Below are 22,589 nucleotides of genomic sequence, written 5' to 3'. Positions count from 1 at the left end.
GCAAGATCGAAACCCGACGATCCCAGGCGGCAGTTACATCGATGCTTCTCTCTTGTTTCGCGGCGGTCTCCGGCCGGCCCGGACTACCGGTCGCGGGCCGGCGGGACTTCGATCACGACGTTGCCGACCTTGTGTCCGGTGTCGACGTGCCGGTGCGCCTCGACGATCTCGGTCATCGGGTAGCTGCGGTCGATGACCACCTGAAGCCGCTCCTCGGCGAGCAGGTCCCGCAGGGCGGCGAGGGCCGCGTGCTTGCGTACCGACATCGCGGTCCGGACCCGTCGACCGCGGGTGAGGCTGGTGCCGAGCGCGAGCAGGCCGTTCGTCACCAGGCCGGTCGTGGGCAGGTAACGGCCACGCGGCGCCAGCACCGCCCGAGACCGGGCGAACGAGCTGCGACCGACCGTGTCGAAGACGATGTCGTAGCGCTCGCCGCTGCTGGTGAAGTCCTCCACCGTGTAGTCGAAGACCCGGCTGGCGCCGAGCGACCCGACCAGCGCGGCGTTACGCCCGCTGCACACCCCGTGCACGGTCGCCCCGAGATGGCCCGCGAGCTGAACGGCGTACGTGCCGACGCTGCCCGAGGCGCCGATGACGAGTACCTTCTGACCAGGTTGGAGGTCGGCCAGGTCGCGCAGGAAGTGCCAGGCGGTGGTGAAACCGTCGACGGTGGCCGCGGCCTGCGTGTAGCTCACGTTCGGCGGGATCGTGCTGATCGAGGCCCGCTCGGACAGGCATTTGTACTCGGCGTTGGCGCCGGCGCCGAAGCTGGTGAAGCCGAAGACGCGGTCGCCGACGCGCAGTCGGCGAACCCTCGGCCCGAGCGCCGTCACCTCACCGGCGAACTCCAACCCGAGCACCCGGACGCTCCGCCGTGGCCGGCGCAGACCGATGATGACCCGCCCCCAGCGGGGCTCGCCCCGGCGCATCCCGCACTCGGCGGTGGTCACCGTGGTGGCCTGCACCCGGATCAGCACCTGATCGGCCCGGGGCTCGGGGGTCGGCAGCTCGACCTGGGTGAGCACCTCCGGCGGCCCGTACTCGTCGAACATCACGGCTCGCATGGGGACCATTCTGCGGTGTCCCCGCCACCTGGCCGGCGCACCGGACCCGCGGCTGTGGCCCGCCGTCGCACCGACCGGCAGCCCACCGATCGGGCCTTTTTCGCAGGTGAGACCGATCTGTCGCCTTCGGAGGTCCGCCGGAATGGCCACTGACAGCTACGATTTGAAGACGCCCTGGAGGCGCGGAGGAGCAGTGTCTGCCCGGGCCGTGGGAGTTCCTGGTGCCCGGACCAGAGCTACCGGAGGATCAGAAAGATGGATGCAACTGGAGATCCACCGGCGGTCGTCCCGGTCAACCCGTTCTCTCCGACCGCGGTCGCCAGGGTGGCCGAGGGCCGGGCGCAGGCGACCACGGTCACCACCGCCGCCATCCGCGACGCCCTCGCCCATCTGGACCACTACCTGCGCAGCGGCGACGGCGGCACGGTCGCGGTGGTGGGTGACTACGGCACCGGCAAGACCCACCTGGCCGCCGAACTGCTGGCCCAGGCTCGGGAGAGCACCGGGGGTGCGATCCGAGCGATCTACCTCGACGCCCCCGCCGACACGTTCCTGTCACTGAGCCGCCAACTGCTCGGTCGGTTGTCCCGCGACACGGTGCGGGCCCTGGTCGAAGGACACCGGGCGGCGTCACCCGCCGTGACCGCGCCGGACGACATCCCGGACGGGTCGCCCACGGCCGGGCGGCTCGGTGAGCGGCTCCGGGCGGAGTTGGCCCCGGTCACCACCGACCCCTCGGTCGGCACGGTGCTGGCGATGCTGATCGATCCCGCCACCGAGGCGACCGCGTGGGACTGGCTGACCGGTCATCCGCCCGGGCCGGCGCTGGCGGCGGCCGGCGTCCCCGCCCGCGTCGACGTGGAGTCCGACGCGGTGGCGGTGATGGGTGCGCTCGCCCTGCTGTGCGGGCAGCGCCACGGACGCTTCGTGGTGGTACTCGACGAGGTGGACAAGTTCCTGTCGGCGGCAGGCGGCCCGGGTGACGACACGATGGCCCGGTTCTCCCGCCTGATCGAGCTGTTCGCCTCCGTCGGCGCCTTCCTGGTGATCGCCGGGCTGCCGGACATGTTGCACCTGTTCAGCCCGGACGTGCGGCAGCGGATCGGGCCGATCGTGCGGATGTCCGCGCTGAGCGCGCGGGACGTGCGGGACTTCATCCGGCGCAGCCAGTTGCGCACGTTCGGCCAGGCACGGCTCGCACCCTTCACCGTGGAGACCACCGAGTACCTCACCAACCTGACCGACGGCGTGCCCCGCCGGTTGATCCGACTGTGCTACCACCTGTACCAGCGGGCGGCGCAGGCCGACACGCCGGTCACCCACCTCATGGTCCGCGAGGCGGTACGGGTCCAGTTCGACCTGGCCAGCCGGCAGGATGTGGCCGCCGACGTGCGGCGGGTGCTCACCCAGGACGGCTGGTCGTACCAGCGGGACCATCTGGTGGGTTCGCTGCGGGACCTGCCGGTCGACTTCTGGGTGCCGCTGGAGGAACAGAACGCCGGCTGCTGCGTGCTGCTCACCGAGTCGGTGCTCAAGTCCGAGGAGGTCGACGCCCTCAACCGCCGGGTGGTGGCGATCCGGGCAGCGGTGCCGGACAGCGAGGTCATCCTGGTCGTCGTCGGGCACCTGCCGGCGGAGTTCGCCGCCGACCTCGCCGAGACGTTCAGCGTGGAGCCGATCGTCTACGAGCCGCAGTCGTTTCCGGAGGATCTGTCGGGCAGCGTGAAGGCTTCCCTGCGCCGGCTCGAGCAGGCGCTCGGCGCGGACGCGCTGACCTCGGTGCGGACGCGCGTCGAACGCATCCAGCGCCAGCAGACGAACGCCCAACGCTCCATCGAGCGGTTGGCGTACCAGTTGGACGAGATCCGGGACGACCTGCGCCATGATCTGCGGCATCCGGTGCAACGGGAGCATTCCCCGAGGCGACCGGAGGTCGCGTCCACTCCGCTGCCCGGCCCGGTCGCCCGGCTCTTCGGCGACGCCATCCAGGCGCTCGACCAGCTCACCGGCTTCGACCGCCACCTACGCGAGGCGTTCGCCCCGACGGGTACCGAGATCCGGCAGACGGTCGAGAACGCCGCCCTGCTGCGCTCGGGCCTGCGCTCCCGGGACGTGCAGCGGGCGCTGGGCACCTCGATGGTGTTGCGACGGCTGATCGAGGCGTTCCACCACGGCGTGGAACGGTGGTACGAGGGGCACCGTCGGGCTCCGCGTCCGGGGGACCTGGACCGGCTGGACCGGCTCTGCGAGACCTACGACGGCATCGTCGAGTATCTGCCGCTGTTTCAACTGGACATGCTCGGTGACCTGGCCGTACCGGGTGACGGTGGCCCGACGGAGCAGCCGGAGCGCTCGCGCAGCTGGACGGAGGCACGGTCGGTGTTCGACGGCCTGAGCGCTCGGGTGCGGCGGCTGCTGGTGAACGCCTGAGCGCACCCTTCGCGCACCCCGAGCCCCCGGCTCACGTGCCGGTCGGCACATCCAACCGGGCCAGCTGCCGGCCCACCGCCGACATGTCGAGATCCGCCTGGGTGACCCAGTCCTGGTCGAGCGCGACCCCGAACAGGTACTCCTCCGGCGCGAGCAGGTAGTAGAAGACCGCACCGATCTCCAGGTCGAGCACCAGACGCTCGGCCTCACCGGCCACGGTGCGGCGCAGGTCCCGGCTGACCTGCAACGCCAGCAGGGACAGGTCCCCGGCCAGACGTTCGTAGCGGGCCCGCCGACCGGCCACGGTGACCCCGCGACTGAAGAAGGACTCCAGTTCCGGATGCCGCAGGATGTCGGCCGCGGCGGTCTGCTCCCCCGCCCGGTGGTGGCTGAGATAGTGCAGCCCGGCCGGCCGCAACGTGGTGCTGAGCAGACCGCCGGACTCCGGAGACCCGACCACGTACGCCATGACGTCGGCGGTCGACGCCGTGACGGGCACTTGGGCGTTATCGGCGGTGAGCCAGCCGCCCGGGTTCTGCGACGGCAGCCGTACCAGTTGACGCAGCGCGGTGGCGAGTTGGGCCGCCGCCCGGTCGATGCCGCTCGCCCGAGACGGGTCGGCGACCGCCTCGGTGCCGGCCGGCGGCAGGGACCCGAATCCCACCACGTGTTCGCCCCCGGTCACCGTGTTGCAGAAGACAAGATCAGCCCGGGTCTGGACGGCCAGCCGAACCAGCCCGCCGCACTGCAGCTCCCACACCCGCCGGCTGAGGTCGGCTGCCCGGTAGACGAGTTGGGCACCCGCCCGTCGGTGTGCTTCGCGGCGTTGCGCGGGCTCGGCACCGTCGAGTGCGGCCGGCGTCGACGCATGGTCCAGGATGTCCAGCGAGAAGTCGAGCACCCCGCCGGTGTAGTGCGCGATGTGGTAGATGCCGGTGTCGCCGAGCAGCAGTTCCCGGCACAGGTTGCGCTTCTTGCGGAACCCGGGCACATCCTGCTCGGCCGACTCCTCCACCAGCGCGTCGACCAGCTGCGGATCCGTCACCTGTCCACTCCTCAGCTTCTTGGCACGTCGATGTCGGTGTCGGTCAGCGCGGTGGCGCCCGCGTCGGGGGCACCGTCGCGGAGCGCCCGGATCGCCGCGAGGTTGGCGACCGCGTCGACCGTGCACGGATGGCGTCGACCCAGGTAGCGCAGGCAGGTGTGCTGCGTGTCCTCCTGGATCCGGACGGCGTCGGCGAAGTCGCCCCGGACCGCCAGGTGACCGGCCTGGGCGGTGGCGGCGGTGAGCGTCCACGGATGGGTGTCGCCGAGCCGGGCGCGGAGGGTGCGCAGGCCCCGTTCGCCGTCCCGTACGGCCTGGTCGTACTCCCCGGCCCCACGCTGGAACAACCCGAGGTTGACCGAGCAGACGGCGGTGAACGGGTGACCGGCCTCCAACTGCCGCTCGTAACCCCGCAGGCAGCGGATGGCGTGTTCGACGGCGATGCCGGCGTCCCCGGCCCGGTAGTAGTCCACGGCCATGCTGAGCAGGCTGGACCGGGTGGTCGGATGGTCCTCGCCGAACCGGTCGCGGTAGCCCCGGAAGGTCTCGATGCTGCGCTTCTTCGCGGCGATGGCGAGCCCGAGCCGGCGTTCGGTGACCGCGAGACTCCGGTTGACGCGCAACTCGTCGAGGTGGCTGGCGGAGCGCAGCTCGTGCACCCGTTCCAGGGTCTCGCGCAGGGTGGCCAGCGACAGGTCGTACTCGCCGGCCTCCCGCTCAAGCGTCCCCACCAGGCACGACGCCTGCCAGGTCGCCGGCATCTCCGGCCCGAACAGCGACATCCACCGGTCGAGGAGCTGGTGGGCGAGCCGCAGTGCCTCCCGCGCGTCGCCGGTCAGCTGGAAGGCGATGGCGAGGTTGTTGATCGCCATCAGGGTGTTCGGATGGTCGTCGCCGAGCACCTCCTGGTAGCCGATGAGGGTCGCCTGGTCCTCCACCAGCGCGTCTTCGAATCTGCCGAGACCGCGCAGGTCACCACCGCGGCCACGGCCCACGATGAGGGTCCGGAAGTGTCGTAGCCCGTGCCGGCGACGTTGCTCGCTGAGTACCCGCTCGTCCAGGCGCAGCGCCTCCTGGTGCTTGCCCAGCACCCGGTGCAGGTTGGCGGTCTGGACGAACAGCCGCATGGTCAACTGGTCGAACTCGCCGTCGGCCGTCCACCGGTCGCAGACCTGCTGAGCCAATCGCACCGCGGACTGCCAGGCGTCGCTGTCGCCGAAGAAGAACAGGTAGCGGACCTGCTTCACGACCCAGTGCCGCACGGGCGCCTCGTCGGCCGTCAGCGCGCCGGAGGGCACCAGGTGGCGTTGCAACTCGTCGAAGAGCGGCAGGTAGCGGCGGTCGTCGGCCTCCGGGTCCGTCGGGGCGTAGCCGGCGAGCCCGAGCAGGACCTGGCGATGACGCTCGCGGCGCTGTGGCTCGGGCATCGCCTCGCGCAGCAGGACCTGGATGGCCCGGTGCATCCGCAGGGCGGCGCCGCGCCCCCAGTCGATGTCGAAGAGGGCGAACCGCGCGCCGACGGTCAGGACCAGGTCGACCTCTCCGGCGTCGAGCAGCAACTCCTCCGCGTCGAGGTCGGCGGCGGCGGCGAGTTGGGTCAGCATCGGCACCGACCGCAGCAGCGGAAAGCCGATGCCCTCGGGCGAGAGGAACGAGCCGAGTTCGGCGACCCGGATGGCCAGCGACCCGAACTCGGTCTCCCGCAGGGTAGCCAGGGTGATGTCCAGCATCCGGGCCACGGTCGAGGTGCGGGAGCCGGGAATCCGCTCGGTCGGTTCCTCGTCGGTCGAGGGCCGCCGCAGCCCGTCCAGCAACTCGGCGACGCACCGGCTGACGGCCTCCAGGTTGGGCGTACCCGTACGTTCCAGGGCCCGGGTCCGCTCGCGGATCCACGCGGTGGCCAGCCGCAGCGCCAGCGGCAGGTGCTCCACCGCGGCCGCGATGGCACGGGCGTCGTCGGCGCTGATGCCGAGGGTCCGCCGCAGCATCGCGGTGCTCTCGTCGCCGGTGAAGGCCGCCACCTCGAGCGGTGCCGGCAGGTTCGAGGAGCCGTCGTCCCGTGAGGTGAACAGCACGTGCCCGATGCCCGGTCTGGGCAGCAGTCCGGCCAGCACCTCCGCGTCGTCGGCGTTGTCGTAGATCAACAGCCAGCGGGCGAAGGCACTGCGCGGAGTCGACAGGGCGGCCACCGCCGCCTCGGCCGCCCCGACGCTGTCGGCCACGTTGATCTCCTGGGCCAGTTCGCCGAGCGCCGCCTGGACGGTCTCCCGGTCCTGCGCCGGGATCCACCAGACCACGTCGTAGTCGTAGGCGAAGCGGTGGGCGAACTCGCGGGCGATCTCGCTCTTGCCGACTCCGGCGCCACCGGTCAGGGTCACCGGGCCGCCACCGTCGGTGAGCTGGTCGCGCAGCCGTTCGAGGTATTCGCCGCGGCCCACGAACGACTCGTTACGCGGTGGCAGGTTGGTCCGCAACCGACGGTCCGTCTCGGACGGATAACGCGGCGCGCTCCGCAGGTCGCCGGTGGGCTGCCCGGGTGCGATGAGGCCGAGCCGGCTGAGCAGCAGCGGCTGGGCCCGCGCCCCGTCGACCGCCCGGAGGTCGATGACCCGGCTCGGATCCAGCTGTTCGGGCGCGTCCCCCCGGGTCAGCACGCCGAACACCTCGACGTCGGTGGCCGACGCCACGGCGCCGAGGGCCTGGATCACGCCCGGCGAGAGGATCGCCAGCACCGTGGCGTCCGGGCCGTGGGCCGGCGCCAGGCCGGACCGCACGACGTGCCGCTGCACCTGGGTGTTGGCCCGGCGCAACTGACCGGCGATCCAGTCGGCGAACGGCCGGTCGACGGGCTCGTAGAGCACCTGGATCTCGTCGGCGCGGTCAGCCGGGTCGAGCAGCACACCCCGGCGATAGCGCCGACGGATCCGCTCGGGCACGTCAGCCACCCGGGCCACCGCGCCCCCGCTGATCCAGGAGGCCATCTGTTCGTAGGCCGCCAGGAGGGTGTTCTCGCTGCCCGGCGTGTCGGCCAGCACCGCCAGCACGTCGTCGTAGGTGTCGTACGCCGGCTCGGGCACCTCCACGATCTCCACCGTGGAGACGCCGGACAGCCCGGTCATCGACTCGTCGAGCAGGTTGGTGAACGCCTTGCGGGCCGAGTCACGGGCGGGTCCGTACCACGGTTGGCTGACATCGCGAAGCGTCGGCGCGGCGAGCACCCGGATGCCGCCGGTGGCCTCCCGCTGGAGCTGGGCGGCCAGGTCCGCCGCCTGCTGCATCGCCTGCCGACGAGGCGGTATCGACACCACCGCCACGTCGCTGAGCATCGCGGTGTAGGTGATGCCGGGCAGGGTGAGGTCGACCGGGGTGTCGATCAGGACGTAGTCGTAGCCGCCGTGTTGCAGCAGTTGCCGGGCGCGGACCGGATCGACCTCGGGTAGGGCGTTGACGTCGAGGCTGATGCCGATCATCTCGAAGCCGAAACTCGACCCGGAGATCGCGTACCGGTAGAGCATGCCCTGTTCCGGCCCGGGAGGCGCGGTCGTCGCCGCCCGGTGCGGGTGCGTGTCCGGATGCGGGCTGATCAGCGTGGCGAGTTCGGGGCCGAGCACCCCGGCGGCCGGCACCGCGTCCACCCGGAACGAACGCAGATAGTCGTAGACCCTGGGTGTCTTGGTGCACCAGTCCACGGCGAGAACCCGCTTGCCGTTGGAGGCGAGGATCCAGGCGATGTTGGCGACCGCGCTGCTACGACCGGTGCCGCTGGTTGGCGAGACGAACGAGACGATGGTGCAGGTGCCGACCGTCTCCTCCCGGCCCGGCTGACCGGTCTGGCCACTGGCCGGTCGCTGCTGCGGGACGTCACCCGGGACGACCGGGGCGTCCTCGCGGTCAGTCGTCGCCATCGATGGCGCTCTGCCAGCCCGCGTACTGGTCACCGGCGGCGCCGCTGCGGCGCCGCAACCGGTGCAGCGCGGCCAGGAGCACCTCGCTCGGCACGGCGTCGAGCGCGGCCAGGTCGACGTCGGTCAGATCGATCAGATCGGAGCGCAACGAGTCCTCCCCGGTGTCCATAGCCCGATCACCGCCTGTCTGCCTATCGCACAATGATCGCGTCGCAGGTGCGGACGTCGACGTTGGCCAGATCCGCTGCGTACGCCCATGATAACGGTATGACGTGGTCGCCAAGCGGCCGTACGCGGGCCGGGCCACTCTCCCTCCGTGACGGTCCGGCCGAGGACGGCGCCCCCGGATCAGGTCAAACGCGGCGAACAGAGCGTCATGCGTCGATGTATGCTGTGGACCCGTCGACCCCGGCCGACCGGCCGCAGCCAGGACGGTGAAGCGCCTGATGCCCGGATCCGACGACGGCCACCGGCCAGCCGGCGGCACCGCCACCCACCCCGCGCCACCCGTCGCCTTCCGCCAGTTCGTGCTCAAGCTGCACAGCCGCTGCGACCTGGCCTGCGACCACTGCTACGTCTACACGATGACCGACCAGCGGTGGCGGGATCTGCCCCGGATCATGCCACCCGAGGTGCTCGACGCGACCGCCCGGCGCATCGGCGAACATGCCCGGGCACACCGGCTCGACCGGGTGTCGGTGATCCTGCACGGCGGCGAGCCGCTGCTGGCCGGACCGGAACGCGTCGAGGCGGCCGTGTCGGTCATCCGACAGGGCGTGGCACCGGTGCCGGTACGGATGACCGTGCAGACGAACGCCACCCGGCTGGACCAGCGGTACCTCAGCCTGTTCGACCGGCTCGACGTGCGGCTCAGCGTCAGCCTCGACGGCGACCGGGCCGCGCACGACCGGCGTCGGCGCGGGCCCGACGGACAGGGCAGCCACGCCCGCGTCGAGGCCGCGCTGCGCCGCCTCACCACGGGCTACCCGCACCTGTTCAACGGGCTGCTGTGCACGGTCGACCTCCGCAACGACCCGGTCGCCACCTATCTCAGCCTGCTCGAACACCGGCCGCCGACGATCGACTTCCTGCTACCGCACGGCACCTGGCACACTCCCCCGCCCGGACGCCCGGCCGATCCTCGACGAACCCCGTACGCGGCCTGGCTGATCTCGGTGTTCGACAGGTGGTACCACGCGCCGGGCCCGCCGGTCCGGATCCGCCTCTTCGACGAGATCATCCAACTGCTGCTCGGCGGTGCCTCCCACCTGGCCGGTGTCGGCCTGAGCCCGGTGGTGGTGGCAGTGGTGCAGACCGATGGGCAGATAGAGATGGACGACACGCTCGCCGCCGCCTACGCCGGAGCGGCAGGTACCGGGCTGCACGTGCGACGGGATCCGTTCGACGTCGCCCTCGACCTGCCGGCGGTGCGGTCCCAGCAGCGCGGGGCGGCGGCGCTCTGTGCCATCTGCGGCACGTGTGACCTGCGGCGGGTCTGTGGCGGCGGGCTGCGTACCCACCGCTGGCGGGCCGACAACGGCTTCGACAACCCCTCGGTCTACTGCCCCGACCTGTACGCCCTGATCGACCACATTCGTCAGACGGTCCGCCGGGACGTGGCGACGCTGCCCCGGGCGACCCGTTGATTCCGTCGGTACACCGGATGCCGAGGGCGGTCCTGGACGAACTCGCCGCCGGCCGGGGCGGTGTGGCGGCGGTGACGCGGCTGCGGGCCGCCCAGCACAGCAAGATCCTCCTACTGGTACGCGCCCTGCTGCTGCTGGTACGCCAGACGGCGCACCCGGATCGGGCGGTGGTCGAGACGGCGTACCGGGTGCTGGCCGAGGTCCCGACGCCGGACCGGGTGGCCGCGCTCTCCCATCCGCCCGTCGCCGCGTGGGCGTTCGGCACCGTGTCGCTGCTGGAGACGGGCAACGGGTCGGCGGCGTACCCCGGGCTGCTGGCCGCCGTGGCGGTCACCGCCGCCGTCCGTGCCGGCGCCGCTGTCGAACTCGACGTCCCGCTGGCTCCCGGCGCCGGCGGCCGGCTGGATCTGCCGGGCCTCGGCACGTTGACCCTCCCGGTCACCGCGACCCGGGCCCGGATCCGCACCTGCGGCGGGCAGGCGTGGGTGAACGCCGCCGGAAAGCGGGTCGACATCGACGCCGGCCGGTCGGCGGACCGCCGGTGGCGGCCACTGTCCCGACTGGACGTCGCACATGATGGGCTGCCGTTGTCGCTGCTGGTGGACACCCGGACCTGGCGGTACGTGCCAGGCTTGGGCGGGGACCGCCGCTTCAGTGGTGCGTCGACCGGGGCTTGGCAGGCACGCCTCGACGGTGCGTGGCGAATCCTCGTCGACCACCACCGGCCGGTGGCCGAGGAGATCTCCGCGCTGCTCCGCGCGCTGGTGCCGATCGCCGCGCCCCGGACCAGCACCCGCAGCGGCACCTTCCACCACGCCTTCGGATCGGTGGCCATGTCGCTGCCACCGGATGCCCGGTCGACGGCCGTGGCGCTCGCGCACGAGATCCAGCACGCCAAGCTGGCCGCGTTGACCGACATGTTCGCCACACTGGAACCGGGCCCCACCGAGCTGTTCTACGCACCGTGGCGGACCGACCCGCGGCCGCTGGACGGCCTGCTGCACGGGGCGTACGCCCACCTGGGGGTGGCGGGGTTCTGGCGTCGCCAGGCGCGGGTGACGGACCCGGGTGCGGCGCGGCACCACGCGGAGGTCCAGTTCGTCCGGTGGAGCAGGGCCGCCGCCGACACCGTCGCGGTGCTGGCCGCGCAGCGGCGACTCACCCCGGTTGGTCGACACCTGGTGGACGGCATGGCCGGCGTGCTCGGCCGGTGGTTGGCGGAGCCGGTCGCCGCGCGGGCGGCCGCCGAGGCCGACCGACTGCTGGCCGCACACCGCAACCGGTGGGACCGGTACCGGGCACCGACCGGCTGAACACCCGTCTCGCCGGCCTCAACTACGCTGGGTTCATGGGGGAGGACAGCGAGCAGCCTACGCGTCGTGAGTGTTTCGTGATCGCCCCGATCGGTCCGGAGGACTCGGAGATCCGCAGACGCAGCGACCAGATCCTCAAGCACGTGATCCGCCCGGTGGTGGAGGCGCGTGGCTTCGTCGCGATACGTGGCGACGAGATCGAACGGGCCGGTCTGATCACCTCCCAGGTGCTGGACCGCATCATCCGCAACGACCTGGTGATCGCCGACCTGACCGACCAGAACGCCAACGTCTTCTACGAGTTGGCGGTCCGGCACGCGCTGCGCAAACCGTTCGTCCAGTTGATGGCGAAGGACCAGCAACTGCCCTTCGACGTGCACGGCATGCGGACGATCCTGGTCGACCACACCGACCTGGACAGCGTGCACGCCGCCAAGGAGCAGCTCGGCCGGGCCATCGACGCCATCGGCAGCGAGGCGGACATCGTCACCCCGATGTCGGTCGCCCTCACCCTGCAGGAACTGCGCGGCTCGTCCAGCCCGCACGAGGCCGGTCTGTCCCAGGTCATCGAGACGCTGCCGCAGATGATGGACATCCTTCAGGACCTGCAACGTCACCTCGGGGCCGGCGCGGTCGGGGTGACGGCGGCGGAGGACGACGACCACCGGCGGCTGCGGACGATGGTCGAGTCGCTGGCCGCCCGTGGCGGGGTCACCGAGGACGAACTCACCGGGCTGCTGGGTGGCGGCAGCAGCAAGTTCGAACGGTGGGTCGAGAACCTGATCCAGCGGGCCCGCAGCTCGAACAACCATCGGCCCGTCTGAGCGGGACTCACCACCCGGCGCATCGCTCGGCGACGGAGCCGGCCGGGTCCGGCGGGTCGGTTCAGCCCGGCAGGGGGTGGATCGGGGTGACCGTCGGAATGAAGGCGATCGCGTCGAAGCTGCCGGCCAGCGAGGGCAGCTCGTAGTAGTGCTGCTCGTCGTGGTCCGCCCGGTAGAGACCGGAGATCAGTCGGGTCCGCCACGGTCGTCCGGGCCGGTCCGCGAGGTCCGCAGGTACGGCGGCACGCAGGTCGACGATCCGCGCACCACCGCCCTGGAGCAGCGACGCGTCCAGTGACGATCCGACGGGGCGCGGAATGTCCCGACCGGGAATGCCGCCGTGGCCGAAGGTGACGTGGACGGCCGCGTAATCGCTGCCCAGGGCCGCCCGCAGATGGGCACCCAGCATGGTCGCGCCGTGCGCCGCGACGTGGGCACTGCCCTCCCAGAACACCACCCGGTCGCCGCTGACCCGCTGATGATCGAGGAGTCGCTCGGCGGCGGCGCGCTCCTGCGCTGCCGCGTCGTACCCGGCACCGAGGGCGTGCGCGTGGAAGTCGACGATCGCGTCGATCAACGGCAGCGCTTCGTCGCGTTCCCGGCTGTCAGGCAGCTTGGCGACCAGATCGCGGGCGGTGCGGGCGAGGTCGACGAAGGGTACGCCGGGATGGGTGCCGTGCAGGCGCTGGACGTGCTCGCCGTTGTCGTGCGCGGTACGGATGACGTCGAAGACCTCGCCGATCCGCGCCACGGTCGCCGGATCGGCCGGGGCGAGCAGCGCCACCACCCGGTCGTAGTCGGCGGGCAGCGCACGTCGCCCGTTGACGGCGATGACGCGTACCGGATCGTCCGGGTGACGCTTGTTGTGCCGGCGCAGCCGGACGAGCGCGTCGCGCATCTCGACCGTCCGCCACGGACCCCACGCCTGGCGGAGCGCCACGTCCAGGTCGACGTCCTCGCCCCGGACGTACCGGTCGTAGCGGTCACCGACCCGCTGGTTGTCCAGCAGCGCGACGACCCGGAAGCCGCGCCGGATCAACTCGTGGGTGGTCTCCTCGACCAGTCGGAAGGTCTCGGTGGCCTCCCGGGTGCTGGTGCCGAGGCCGACGATTGTGGCCCTCCCGACGAGGGCGGCAAGCGTTGCGGGAGACGGGACGGAGGTTGGCAGATCGCTCATGCCCCGACGATCAGGGTTCACCATATGTTGAAGTCAAGTCCCGCGACGTCGGGCACGTCAGCGTGCCGGACCGTCGCGCCCGATCTCGCACAGCCGGGTGCCCGATTCCATCGCCGCGAGCTGCGCCTTGAGATTCCGTACCCGCTCCTCCACCTCGGTCACCAGCCGATTGGCGACGCCCGCCCACTCGTCGGGCGTCGGATCGGCCGACAGGTCGGCGAAGAGCGCGGCGATCTCGCGAACACTCAGCCCGGCCCGCTGGGCGAGCTTGGCGACCTGGATCCGGCACGCGGCGGATCCGTCGAAGCGGCGCTGGTTGCCGGCGGTGCGTACCGCGTTGATGACCCCGTGGTTCTCGTAGAACCGCACGGCCGACGGCGCGACGCCGCTGTCGGCGGCGACCTCGCCGACGCCGAACGTCCGAGCGGTACCCGTGGCTACTGTCATGACCGCAGGGTAGGCACACCGGGACTTGACTTCAACATATGTTGAACCTGCACGGTCTCGGACATGAGTGTTTCGACCGACCAGAACAGCAGCTTGTCCCCCGCCGCCGGCCTACGGGTGGCCGTGATCTCGGGCAGCGTCCGTAAGGACCGGATGGGCCCGACGATCGCCCAGTGGGTGGCCGCCGCACTCGACCCTGCCGGCGCGGTCGGCCCCGCGCAGCTCGACCTGATCGACGTTGCCCACGTCGAGCTGCCCGACGACAGCCTCCTCTACCCTGGCGGCGGGCCGAAGAGCGAGGTCGCCGACCGGATCGCCGCCGCCGACGCGTTCGTGTTCGTCACGCCGGAGTGCAACCACAGCTACCCCGCCTCGCTGAAACGTCTGATCGACTGGCACTACGGCGAGTGGCGGGTCAAGCCGGCGACGATCGTGGCCTACGGCGTCCACGGCGGATACGCGGCGATCGAGCACCTGCGCGGGGTGCTCGCCGAACTCAGCGTGGTGACCACCCGTCGGGCCCTGGGCCTACGGGCACCCTGGACATCACTGGACGACCAGGGCCGCTACACACCGGACACGGAGGTCACCCGGGGCCTGACCGCGAGCCTGGCCGAACTGCGCTGGTGGGCTGAGGTGCTGGCCGACGCGCGCCGGGACCGTCCCCTGACGAACTGAACGCCGAGCCGGGCGCGGGTCACGGCGGCGCGAGCCGACTCAGCGGTCACCGTCACTCCGGCCGTCGTCGACCGAGATGTCCAGCTCGGTGAGGAACGCCGTTGCCGCTGGGGTCAGCGTGGTCCGGTTCCAGATGAGGTGTTCGATCCGGGCCGGGGCGTCCCGCACCGGGATGGTGACCACACCCGGCAGGTGCGGCGCGTAGTTCGACGGCAGCAGGGCGATGCCGAGCTGCCGACGGACGATCCGGGTCATCAGCGAGTCGACGGTGCTCACCTCGAAGGCGACCTCGCGGTGCAGTCCGGCGGCGGCGAACGCCTGGTCGGACTGGGCCCGTCCCGCAGTACCCGCCGGCAGGTCCACGAACGTCTCGGTGGCCAGGCGGGCGAGGTCGACCTCGGCCTGCCCGGCAAGCGGATGTTCGGGGGCGACCACGGCCACCAACCGGTCGTACGCCAACTGTCGGGCGGTCACCCCTTCGGGCCGGGCGGTCACCGGAAGTCCGAGAAATCCGATGTCGATCGCGCCCTCCTTGACCTGGTCGACGAGCTGTTCGCTGCCACCGACCCGCAGCCGGATGCGGACCTGCGGATACCGCTGGTGAAAGGCGTCAAGCGCGGCCGGGATGTCGACCGCCGCGACGGTCGGGATCATGCCGACGGTGAGTCGGCCCCGGATCTCCCCGACCGCCGAGGCGACCTCGGCGGCGGCCCGGTCGGCGGCGGCCAGGCACTGACGGGCCGCCGGGAGGAACGCCTCACCGGCCGGGGTCATCCGCACCCGGCGGCTCGTCCGGTCGAAGAGGCGGGCGCCGAGTTCCCGTTCCAGGCGGGCGATCTGGTGGCTGAGCGCGGACTGCACGACCAGACACCGCTCGGCGGCACGGGTGAAGTTCCGCGTTTCGGCGACGGCCACCACGTACCGCAGCTGTTGAAGCTCCATCCATCAATCGTGAATCACGATGGTTGGGTTGACAAGGATGTGTTGGACTCATCGGTTCGGCGCGTCGATCCTGATTCACGTGACAGATCCGGTACCCCCTCTCCGGCCACGGGTCGCCTGGCCGCCACCGCCACGACCGCCTTCGCCCCGGCGGTGTGGGGCACGACGTACGTGGTCACCACCGAACTGCTGCCGGCCGGCCATCCGCTCTTCGCCGGGCTGATCCGGGCACTGCCGGCGGGCCTTGCCGCACTCGCCATCGGCCGGGCGCTGCCGCACGGCAGGTGGTGGCTCAAGGCGGCGGTGCTGGGCGTGCTCAACATCGGCGTGTTCCTGCCGCTGCTGTTCGTCGCCGCCGAACGGTTGCCCGGCGGAGTGGCCGCCACGCTGGGCGCGGTGCAGCCGCTGGCCGTGGCGGTCCTGGCGGTGACCGTGCTGCACCAGCCCCCGTCGACCTGGAGCTTCGCCTGGGGAGTCGTCGGCGTCGCGGGGGTCGGGCTGCTGGTCATCGGTCCCGACGCGGACGTCGACGTGGTCGGACTACTGGCCGGCCTCGGCGGCGCCGGGGCGATGGCGGTCGGGGTGACGCTAACCAAGCGATGGGGGCGCCCGGAGGGCGTGGGCCCCACGGCGTACGCCGGCTGGCAGCTCACGGCCGGCGGCCTGTTCCTGCTGCCGGTGACGCTGCTGGTCGAGGGGGCACCGCCCGCGGTCGACGCCAGCGCCGCGCTCGGGTACCTCTGGCTCGGCCTGCCCGGCGGCCTGCTCGCCTACGTCCTGTGGTTCCGGGGCATCGCCACGCTGCCGGTCACCTCCGTCGCGCTGCTCACCCTGCTCTCGCCGGTGGTGGCGGCCCTGCTGGGTGCGGTGCTGCTCGACGAATCACTCACCCCGGTCCAGTCGGCCGGTTTCGTGTGCTGCCTCGCCGCGATCGTCGCGGGCCAGGTCAGCCCGACGCGCGCCGCGGCCACCACCGTGCCGACCAGGGTCAGCCGGTGACCAGCGGGTCGTGCACCCGGCCGATGAACAGCGGTACGCCGGTGACCCGGTCGTGGATGACGTACAGGAACGGCCGGTTCACGAAGAACTGCGGCCCCTGCGGGATCGACGGTGGCCGGATGATGACCGCCGACGCGGCTGCCGCCTCGACGCCCTTCTCGTCCACCCCGATGAACGTCTCGTGCACCACGTCGTCGATGCACAGCGCCGGGTCGGTGGTGCTCATGCCGGTGAAGTCGGCGTACGGCGTGAAGGCCGTGGGCATGCCGAGGCCACTCAGGGCGGCGCCCAGCTGGGCGGGCAGGCGGAACGTCCACCGGGGCATCCGCAGTTGGATGTCGGTGAACTGGAAGCCGGCGAACAACGCGCTCAGCCACGCCGCATCGAGGTTCGCCTCGACCGCGGCGAGGTCGTCCCTCGTCGGCATGACGACGGCCATGGCCAGCCCGTCGCCCGCGAGCGGCACGTCGACCGCGCGCCAACCGTCGCCCAGCAGGTGCCCCATCCGGTCGAACGGGCCGCGCATCATCGGCACCTGGACGACGGTGCCGTCATCCCGGGTGAACGGCTCGTCCACCGTGGCCGACGCCCGGAACGGGTAGTACCAGGCCGCCTTCAGGTAGGCCGTGTTGGTCAGCATCAGGCTGGTGTCGGAGCGCACCGAGTCCGGGGCCAACAACTCCGGGATCTTCGCGTTGGTCCGATCGGACACCCAGGTGTTGATCTCCTGGCGGGCCGCTTCCGGCGCGCCACGGAAGTCCACCGGGTGCGGGAGTGCGCCGTAGTAGCCGGCCAGGGTGTCCTGGAACCCGGTTCGCAGGCCCAGATCGAGGCGGGTCCACACCGCGTTGGCCGTGGTCACCCGGGGCTGCCGCACTCCGTCGCCATCCTGGAACCGCGCGGCGAGCGACTGGTCGACGGTGTTCAGGCCGCTGTCGAGCGCGCCGGGTCGCGGATGCGGCGCGTGCAGCACGGCGTCCATCTCGTCCGCCGTGGTCGAACCGGCACCCGCCCTGGCCATGGCGAGGGCCATCTGGACCGAGTACGGCGCGCACACCACGTTGCCACCGGTGTGGCTCGCCGCGATCGTGCGGTAGAGGTCGGCGGTGAAGCCGCGTACCGCTGTCGCGGCGGCCGGCATCGTGGCCGGATCGGGAGGTACGCGTACCGGTTCGGTGGACGCGGACGCTCCGGTGAGCCAGCGGGGGTGAGCTGGAGCGGCGGTCAGGGCGGCGGCGGCGAGTGGCACCGCCCCAAGAATCGATCGACGCGAGACCATGTCCCGACGGTAGAGCAGTGTTACCGGGACGTGACGGGAGAACGTCCAGAATGCATCGAGGTTAACCAATGTTCGTTAGTTGCGTACGGGCCCGCTTGACCTTCCGGCCGCGTGCCAGTCGTGGACAGGTCGTCACTACAGCCGGCTCGTTGACCGAATACAGGAACGGCCTACGCCACAAAGCGATCGCTGACGTCTCGACCGTTGGTCAGGGCATCCGCCAGCCGGATCTCGACGGTGGCACGGACAACCTCCGTGCCCGCCCCAAAGGATGCCGGCATCCGCCAGGTCCGCCACACCCTGAGCGGTATCGCCAACTCCCGCTTCTGCCGCTTGAGGATGGCTTCGGCGGCGATGACGTCACAATGCCGGCCCTCAAGGACTTCCACCAGCGCCGCGCCGGATCGCAGATGCAGTCGAACTCGGGGCGCGCCACCGACTCCGAACTTGAGCAGTCCCCGATGCCGAACCAGATAGAGCAGATATGGCGTATCCCGCAGCGCTGCGAACGACCGGCTCCCCGGCTCCGGCGGGCATTCCGGACAGGCCCGGTCGCGAAGCCTTTGCCACGACCCGCACGAGACATGGACGCCCCAGGTCCCGTGCGTCGCGGTGCCCTGCCGTTTGCCGAACCACGGAAGCCCTCGGACGTCCCCGGCCACATCAGTCCAGCCGTCGCGGCGTTGCCGGTCGAGTTCGACACCGAGCGCGAGAGCGGACCTGAATTCTGCGGCGGTGCGCACCGGGATGGAGTCGGTGTCAGCCAGACCGGCGAAGCGGAGTAGCTGGTCCGCGAGGGCGGGGTCGTCCGGGAGCTGAGGCAGCATCCGCTCTCCGGCCACCAGCGACCGGCCGGAGGATCGCTCGTCTAGTGCCTTGACCACGAAGGTTCGCGGTGTTGGGTCAGGCTGCGAGGGCGGCGGGTTGGCCCCAGCGTTGTTGGCGTTCGCTGCGGATGCGGGCTCGTTCGCGGCGTTGGGCGGCCAGGACGTCGGGGTGGCGGGCGTTGGCGTTGCGCCAGCGCAGGTAGGTCTGCAGCTTTCGAGTCAGCGCCGGGTGGTTCGGGTGGTTGGAGCCGGCGATGACGAAGGTGCGTAGCGGCCCGAACTGGGCTTCGATCGGGTTGGCCCAGGAGGCGTAGGTCGGGGTGAAGCAGAGCTCGACCTTGTTGCGGGCCGCCCATGCCCGGATCTTGCGGCCTTTGTGCGCGGACAGGTTGTCCAGGATGACGTAGATCGGTGCCCCGTCCGGGCGGGCGGCGCGGATCGACGTGAGTGCGGCCAGGGTGTTCGCGGCGCTCTTGCGGCGCCGGACGACACCCCAGAGCTGGTCGTCGCCGACGGAGTAGCAGCCGTGGAACTGCCGGACGCCGTGCAGCTTGTGGTAGTTCGCGGGCAGCCGGTGCGGATGGCCTGCGGGTGCCCACCCGGCGCCGGGCTGGGGGCGGATCACGAGGGGTCCGAACTCGTCGAAGGCGAACACCCGTTGTGGGAAGTGGGTGCTGACGTACTCGATCCGGGCGAGTTTGGCATCGCGCTGCGGGTCGGTGGACTCCTTCCACGTCTTGGTCCGCTGGAAGGTGATCCGGTGCCGGTGCAGGATCTGCCGCAACCGTTCCCGCCCGATCCGGACCCGGCGGGTGGCATGCAGGCGCAGGTGGTCGGCGAGCTTGCGGATGCTCCACCGGGTGAACGGCCGCCCCAGCTTCTCGGGGCGGGTGTTGGCCGTCTCGACGATGAACTGCTCTTCGTCGCTACTGATGTGGCGGGGACGGCCACCCGCCCACTGAGGGTCCAGGCTGGCCATCCCCATCTCGTTGAACCGGTGAATGACCTGCCGGATCGTGTCCTCATCGGCTTGGACCAAGCGGGCGATCGCCGGCACCGTGTTCCCACCGGCCGAGGCGAGCACGACCATCGCCCGCCGTAGTCGGATCGGAGAACCGGTTCCCCGGCGGGTGATTCTGAGCAGCTGCTGACCTTCCTGGTCACTCAGCCGCCGCACGCGTACAAGATCTGCCACCGCCACAGCCTGACCCGCACAACGCCGCCCGCCCGACAGGCCGCGCGGCGTGTCAACCAACACCGTGAACGTTCGTGGTCACGGCACTAGTACGGCAGCCGCCGTTTGAGATGTCGCTGGTGGGGCCGGGTAGACGAGGTGCGGCCACCGCGTGATCGTCTGTCTGCTGTGGACATAACTTCAGATCTGGCGGTGGCCGCGTGCCACAGCGTAAACCCTGCCCGGTGGCGGCGGGTTCTGGCCGGGGTGTGTGATGCGTTCGCGGGTCGGTTCGGGCGGGTCGAGCCGCGGCGGGCTGCGGCGGCGTTCGTGACCGGGCTGCTGGCGGATATCGAGGTCAAGACGTGCTGGCAGTTGGCGGAGCAGGCCGGGCATGCGCGGCCGGATGCGATGCAGAGGTTGTTGTATCGGGCGGTGTGGGATGCCGACGCCGTCCGCGACGATCTGCGTGACGTGGTCGTGGCCCGGTTCGGTGACTCGGACGCGGTGCTGGTCGTTGACGAGACCGGGGATCTGAAGAAGGGCACGCATACGGTTGGGGTGCAACGCCAGTACACCGGCACCGCCGGCCGGATCGAGAACGCGCAGGTAGGGGTGTTCTGTGGCTACGCCAGCCGGCATGGGCACACACTGATCGACCGCCGGGTCTACCTGCCGGTGTCGTGGACCGATGACCGGGACAGATGCCAGGCCGCCGGAGTTCCCGACGAGGTCGTCTTCGCCACGAAGTCCGAGCTGGCCGCCGACATGATCACCGCTGCCCTCGACGCCGGCGTCCCCGCTGGGTGGGCGGCTGCGGACGAGGCCTACGGCAACAGCAGTGTCTTCCGTGCTCGCCTGCGTGAACACCACCTGGGCTACGTCCTGGCCGTGTCCCGCAGCCACCTGGTCCCTCTCGACGGCGGGAAGACTCGGGTGCGGGCTGACCGGGTCGCCGCCGGCCTGCCGGCCTCGGCGTGGCAGCGCCGCAGCGCTGGCGCCGGATCCAAGGGCCCGCGTTTCTACGACTGGGCCTGGCTCGACGACGTCTGCACCGACGCCGACCCCGACGACGGCGGCCACCACAGCCTCCTGATCCGCCGCAACACCACCACCGGTGAACTGGCCTTCTACCGCTGCTGGACACCCAGACCGGCCACCCTCGCCCAGCTCGTGAGGGTCGCCGGCATCCGCTGGACGGTCGAGGAAAGCTTCCAAGCCGCCAAGGGCCAGGTCGGCCTCGACCAACACCAAGTCCGCCGCTGGGACTCCTGGCACCGCTTCACCACCCTCGCCCTGGCCGCCCTCGCCGTCTTGGCGATCTGCGCCGCCGAAGCCGACGATGATTCCACCGACACCGGTCTGATCAAGCTGACCGTCAACGAGACCCGCCGGCTGATCAACACCCTCGTACTCCGCCCGATCCGCGACCTCGCCCACCGTCTGCGCTGGTCAGACTGGCGCCGCCGCCATCAAGCCCGAGCCCGCCAAGCCCACTACACCCGACGCCTCAACCTCGAACTCCAGCCATGATCCCGAACGGCGGCTGCCGTACTAGACACACATGACAGCGGGTCCGCCAACCCGTGCGACAAACCCGGTGCAGGCCACAGTTCCGACACCGATGGATGTCTACGCCGCTACCCGTTGGCAGCACCTTGAGCGGTTTCATCTGATCTGCGATCAGGGCGGCGCAGGGATGGCAATGGACGAACCAGGCAATGTCCGGGCCGCGACCGCGGGAGTTCGCCGGCCCGTGAACGGCTTGACCGCAGTTGGCGCAGGCGCGCTCTGCCGTCTCCCTGGTGTTCCCCACTCGACCACCTCAATCGACCGAGTCGGCGTCACCGCGGACGCCAGGCTGGCCGGCACCGACCAGCAGGCTTCGCAACGATGCCACGGAAATGACCCGGTAACCGGGGATGGACGATCAATTTCACGCCGTGGCCGCTCATATGATGCCATCGTCAACGAAGGGCATCAGGAGTTGCTCGACTTCGATGGCTGACTTCGGCCGCTCTACAGGCTCCTTGGTGAGGAGACAGCACACGAGATGGGCCAGGTCGTCGGGCACGTCCGCCCGGTACTCGGTGATGATGGGAATCGGCGAGTGAATGTGCCGACGCAGCATGTCGGGCGCGTTCGCGGCCTCGTAGGGTGGCTTGCCGGCAAGCATCTCGAAGAGGATGCAGCCCAGCGCGTAGAGGTCGGTGGCGGGTCCGACAGGACCGCCTGCCGCCTGTTCGGGTGCGATGTAGGCGGGTGTGCCGAGAATGCGGCCCGTGGCGGTGAGGCGCGATGCCTCGGCCGGGCCGATCAGCGCCGCGACGCCGAAGTCCAGGATCTTCACCGTGCCCGCAGTAGTGATCATGATGTTCTGGGGCTTCAGGTCGCGGTGTACGAGTGATGCGGCGTGGGCAGCGGCGAGTACGGCGCAGGCCTGCGCGGCGATCCGAGCCGCCTCGCCCACGGATAGCTGCTCCAGCTCGGCAATGTGGTCGGCGAGGACGGCTCCCCGGACGAGCTGCATGACGAGGTAGAGATCCTCACCGTGTTCGCCGAGGTCATGGATGGCGGGCACGCCGGGATGGTCGAGGCGGGCGGTCGTCCGCGCCTCCCGGCGGAACCGCTTGACCGCGACCTCCCGCTCCTCCACCGACACCTCCAGTTGGCGGAGGAACTTGATCGCTACCGGCCGGTCGAGCCGCTCGTCGACACCGGCCCACACCTCGCCCATCCCACCACGGCCTATCGGGTAGGTCAGTACGTACCGCCCTCCGATGCGGTCCCCCGCCTGCACGCTCACCTCCCTCAGACCCCCGAGCCGACCCGCTGCTGC

18 protein-coding genes are annotated in these 22,589 nt (G+C 71.0%); 7 read left to right on the top strand and 11 right to left on the bottom strand.

Translation table 11 applies throughout. The annotated features are described in order from the left end of the window. Positions 1-83 precede the first annotated feature (83 nt). Positions 84-1,064: an NAD(P)-dependent alcohol dehydrogenase gene (locus O7605_RS26150; RefSeq protein WP_269741629.1), complete on the bottom strand. Its 981-nt coding sequence runs from the start codon at positions 1,062-1,064 to the stop codon at positions 84-86. Positions 1,065-1,319: 255 nt separating this feature from the next. On the opposite strand from O7605_RS26150, the gene O7605_RS26145 reads away from it, so the two are divergent. Next, positions 1,320-3,494, top strand: a complete 2,175-nt coding sequence (locus tag O7605_RS26145; protein ID WP_269741628.1) for an AAA family ATPase — start codon at positions 1,320-1,322, stop codon at positions 3,492-3,494. Positions 3,495-3,525: 31 nt separating this feature from the next. Here O7605_RS26145 and O7605_RS26140 read toward each other — a convergent pair whose 3' ends face one another. Genes O7605_RS26140 through fxsA form a run of 3 tightly spaced genes read right to left on the bottom strand, consistent with a single transcriptional unit; the run spans position 3,526 to position 8,613 of the window. Continuing rightward, entirely contained in the window at positions 3,526-4,539 is a 1,014-nt protein-coding gene (locus O7605_RS26140; protein ID WP_269741627.1) for a hypothetical protein, read from the bottom strand. Positions 4,540-4,550: 11 nt separating this feature from the next. Further along, the gene (gene fxsT / locus O7605_RS26135; RefSeq protein ID WP_269741626.1) at positions 4,551-8,444 is read right to left on the bottom strand and encodes an FxSxx-COOH system tetratricopeptide repeat protein; all 3,894 of its coding nucleotides are present in this window, start codon (positions 8,442-8,444) and stop codon (positions 4,551-4,553) included. Beyond that, complete coding sequence (gene fxsA, locus O7605_RS26130) at positions 8,431-8,613, bottom strand: FxSxx-COOH cyclophane-containing RiPP peptide (protein WP_269741625.1); 183 nt, start codon at positions 8,611-8,613, stop codon at positions 8,431-8,433. The genes fxsT and fxsA overlap by 14 nt, the downstream gene beginning before the upstream one ends. A gap of 277 nt (positions 8,614-8,890) precedes the next feature. Here fxsA and O7605_RS26125 point away from each other — a divergent pair, with 277 nt between their 5' ends. The 3 genes from O7605_RS26125 to O7605_RS26115 are packed head-to-tail and all read left to right on the top strand — an operon-like array spanning position 8,891 to position 12,227. Further along, positions 8,891-10,090 (top strand): FxsB family cyclophane-forming radical SAM/SPASM peptide maturase, encoded by a 1,200-nt coding sequence (locus tag O7605_RS26125; protein ID WP_269741624.1) that lies wholly within the window; start codon positions 8,891-8,893, stop codon positions 10,088-10,090. A gap of 17 nt (positions 10,091-10,107) precedes the next feature. Further along, on the top strand, positions 10,108-11,403 hold the full coding sequence (locus O7605_RS26120) for an HEXXH motif domain-containing protein (RefSeq protein WP_269741623.1): 1,296 nt from the start codon (positions 10,108-10,110) through the stop codon (positions 11,401-11,403). 35 nt (positions 11,404-11,438) lie between these two features. Beyond that, positions 11,439-12,227, top strand: a complete 789-nt coding sequence (locus O7605_RS26115; protein WP_269741622.1) for a hypothetical protein — start codon at positions 11,439-11,441, stop codon at positions 12,225-12,227. 61 nt (positions 12,228-12,288) lie between these two features. Here the strand turns inward: O7605_RS26115 and O7605_RS26110 are convergent, their stop codons facing one another. Both O7605_RS26110 and O7605_RS26105 read right to left on the bottom strand, forming a co-directional pair. Next, a complete protein-coding gene (locus O7605_RS26110; protein ID WP_269741621.1) occupies positions 12,289-13,404 on the bottom strand; it encodes an erythromycin esterase family protein in 1,116 nt (371 codons plus the stop codon). 57 nt (positions 13,405-13,461) lie between these two features. Continuing rightward, positions 13,462-13,851 (bottom strand): MerR family DNA-binding transcriptional regulator, encoded by a 390-nt coding sequence (locus O7605_RS26105; RefSeq protein ID WP_269741620.1) that lies wholly within the window; start codon positions 13,849-13,851, stop codon positions 13,462-13,464. A 63-nt stretch (positions 13,852-13,914) separates the two neighbouring features. Between O7605_RS26105 and O7605_RS26100 the strand changes: the two genes are divergently transcribed. After that, positions 13,915-14,529: an NADPH-dependent FMN reductase gene (locus O7605_RS26100; RefSeq protein WP_269741619.1), complete on the top strand. Its 615-nt coding sequence runs from the start codon at positions 13,915-13,917 to the stop codon at positions 14,527-14,529. 39 nt (positions 14,530-14,568) lie between these two features. On the opposite strand, the gene O7605_RS26095 is transcribed toward O7605_RS26100, so the two are convergent. Next, positions 14,569-15,471, bottom strand: coding sequence for a LysR family transcriptional regulator (locus tag O7605_RS26095; protein WP_269741618.1), 903 nt, complete (start codon positions 15,469-15,471; stop codon positions 14,569-14,571). A gap of 153 nt (positions 15,472-15,624) precedes the next feature. On the opposite strand from O7605_RS26095, the gene O7605_RS26090 reads away from it, so the two are divergent. Further along, positions 15,625-16,470, top strand: a complete 846-nt coding sequence (locus O7605_RS26090; protein ID WP_269741617.1) for an EamA family transporter — start codon at positions 15,625-15,627, stop codon at positions 16,468-16,470. Here the strand turns inward: O7605_RS26090 and O7605_RS26085 are convergent. From O7605_RS26085 to O7605_RS26075, 3 genes are all read right to left on the bottom strand, one after another. Beyond that, complete coding sequence (locus tag O7605_RS26085) at positions 16,460-17,749, bottom strand: serpin family protein (protein ID WP_269741616.1); 1,290 nt, start codon at positions 17,747-17,749, stop codon at positions 16,460-16,462. The genes O7605_RS26090 and O7605_RS26085 overlap by 11 nt on opposite strands. Positions 17,750-17,919: 170 nt before the next feature. Further along, complete coding sequence (locus O7605_RS26080; protein WP_269741615.1) at positions 17,920-18,576, bottom strand: hypothetical protein; 657 nt, start codon at positions 18,574-18,576, stop codon at positions 17,920-17,922. A 76-nt stretch (positions 18,577-18,652) separates the two neighbouring features. Further along, positions 18,653-19,771, bottom strand: a complete 1,119-nt coding sequence (locus tag O7605_RS26075; protein WP_269741614.1) for an IS630 family transposase — start codon at positions 19,769-19,771, stop codon at positions 18,653-18,655. Between the two features lie 192 nt (positions 19,772-19,963). Between O7605_RS26075 and O7605_RS26070 the strand changes: the two genes are divergently transcribed. Next, positions 19,964-21,283 carry an IS701 family transposase gene (locus O7605_RS26070; protein ID WP_443083905.1) on the top strand — a complete coding sequence of 440 codons (1,320 nt, stop codon included), beginning with the start codon at positions 19,964-19,966 and terminating at the stop codon, positions 21,281-21,283. Between the two features lie 418 nt (positions 21,284-21,701). Here O7605_RS26070 and O7605_RS26065 read toward each other — a convergent pair whose 3' ends face one another. Beyond that, positions 21,702-22,550 carry a serine/threonine-protein kinase gene (locus O7605_RS26065; RefSeq protein WP_269741613.1) on the bottom strand — a complete coding sequence of 283 codons (849 nt, stop codon included), beginning with the start codon at positions 22,548-22,550 and terminating at the stop codon, positions 21,702-21,704. Positions 22,551-22,589 lie beyond the last annotated feature (39 nt).

It is taken from the genome of Verrucosispora sp. WMMA2121 (assembly GCF_027460185.1).
GTDB classification, from domain to species: Bacteria; Actinomycetota; Actinomycetes; order Mycobacteriales; family Micromonosporaceae; genus Micromonospora; species Micromonospora palythoicola.
Note: the sequence above shows the minus strand (reverse complement) of the source record. Positions and strands in the feature narration are given on the sequence as shown.

Excerpts from the sequence above, each read along its gene's own strand:
- O7605_RS26125 (WP_269741624.1), top strand. The coding sequence starts at position 8,891 with ATGCCCGGATCCGACGACGGCCACCGGCCAGCCGGCGGCACCGCCACC.
- O7605_RS26085 (WP_269741616.1), bottom strand. The coding sequence starts at position 17,749 with ATGGTCTCGCGTCGATCGATTCTTGGGGCGGTGCCACTCGCCGCCGCC.
- O7605_RS26145 (WP_269741628.1), top strand. The coding sequence starts at position 1,320 with ATGGATGCAACTGGAGATCCACCGGCGGTCGTCCCGGTCAACCCGTTC.
- O7605_RS26120 (WP_269741623.1), top strand. The coding sequence starts at position 10,108 with ATGCCGAGGGCGGTCCTGGACGAACTCGCCGCCGGCCGGGGCGGTGTG.
- O7605_RS26150 (WP_269741629.1), bottom strand. The coding sequence starts at position 1,064 with ATGCGAGCCGTGATGTTCGACGAGTACGGGCCGCCGGAGGTGCTCACC.
- fxsA (WP_269741625.1), bottom strand. The coding sequence starts at position 8,613 with ATGGACACCGGGGAGGACTCGTTGCGCTCCGATCTGATCGATCTGACC.
- O7605_RS26115 (WP_269741622.1), top strand. The coding sequence starts at position 11,439 with ATGGGGGAGGACAGCGAGCAGCCTACGCGTCGTGAGTGTTTCGTGATC.
- O7605_RS26080 (WP_269741615.1), bottom strand. The coding sequence starts at position 18,576 with ATGCTGCCTCAGCTCCCGGACGACCCCGCCCTCGCGGACCAGCTACTC.
- O7605_RS26105 (WP_269741620.1), bottom strand. The coding sequence starts at position 13,851 with ATGACAGTAGCCACGGGTACCGCTCGGACGTTCGGCGTCGGCGAGGTC.
- O7605_RS26095 (WP_269741618.1), bottom strand. The coding sequence starts at position 15,471 with ATGGAGCTTCAACAGCTGCGGTACGTGGTGGCCGTCGCCGAAACGCGG.
- fxsT (WP_269741626.1), bottom strand. The coding sequence starts at position 8,444 with ATGGCGACGACTGACCGCGAGGACGCCCCGGTCGTCCCGGGTGACGTC.
- O7605_RS26110 (WP_269741621.1), bottom strand. The coding sequence starts at position 13,404 with ATGAGCGATCTGCCAACCTCCGTCCCGTCTCCCGCAACGCTTGCCGCC.
- O7605_RS26100 (WP_269741619.1), top strand. The coding sequence starts at position 13,915 with ATGAGTGTTTCGACCGACCAGAACAGCAGCTTGTCCCCCGCCGCCGGC.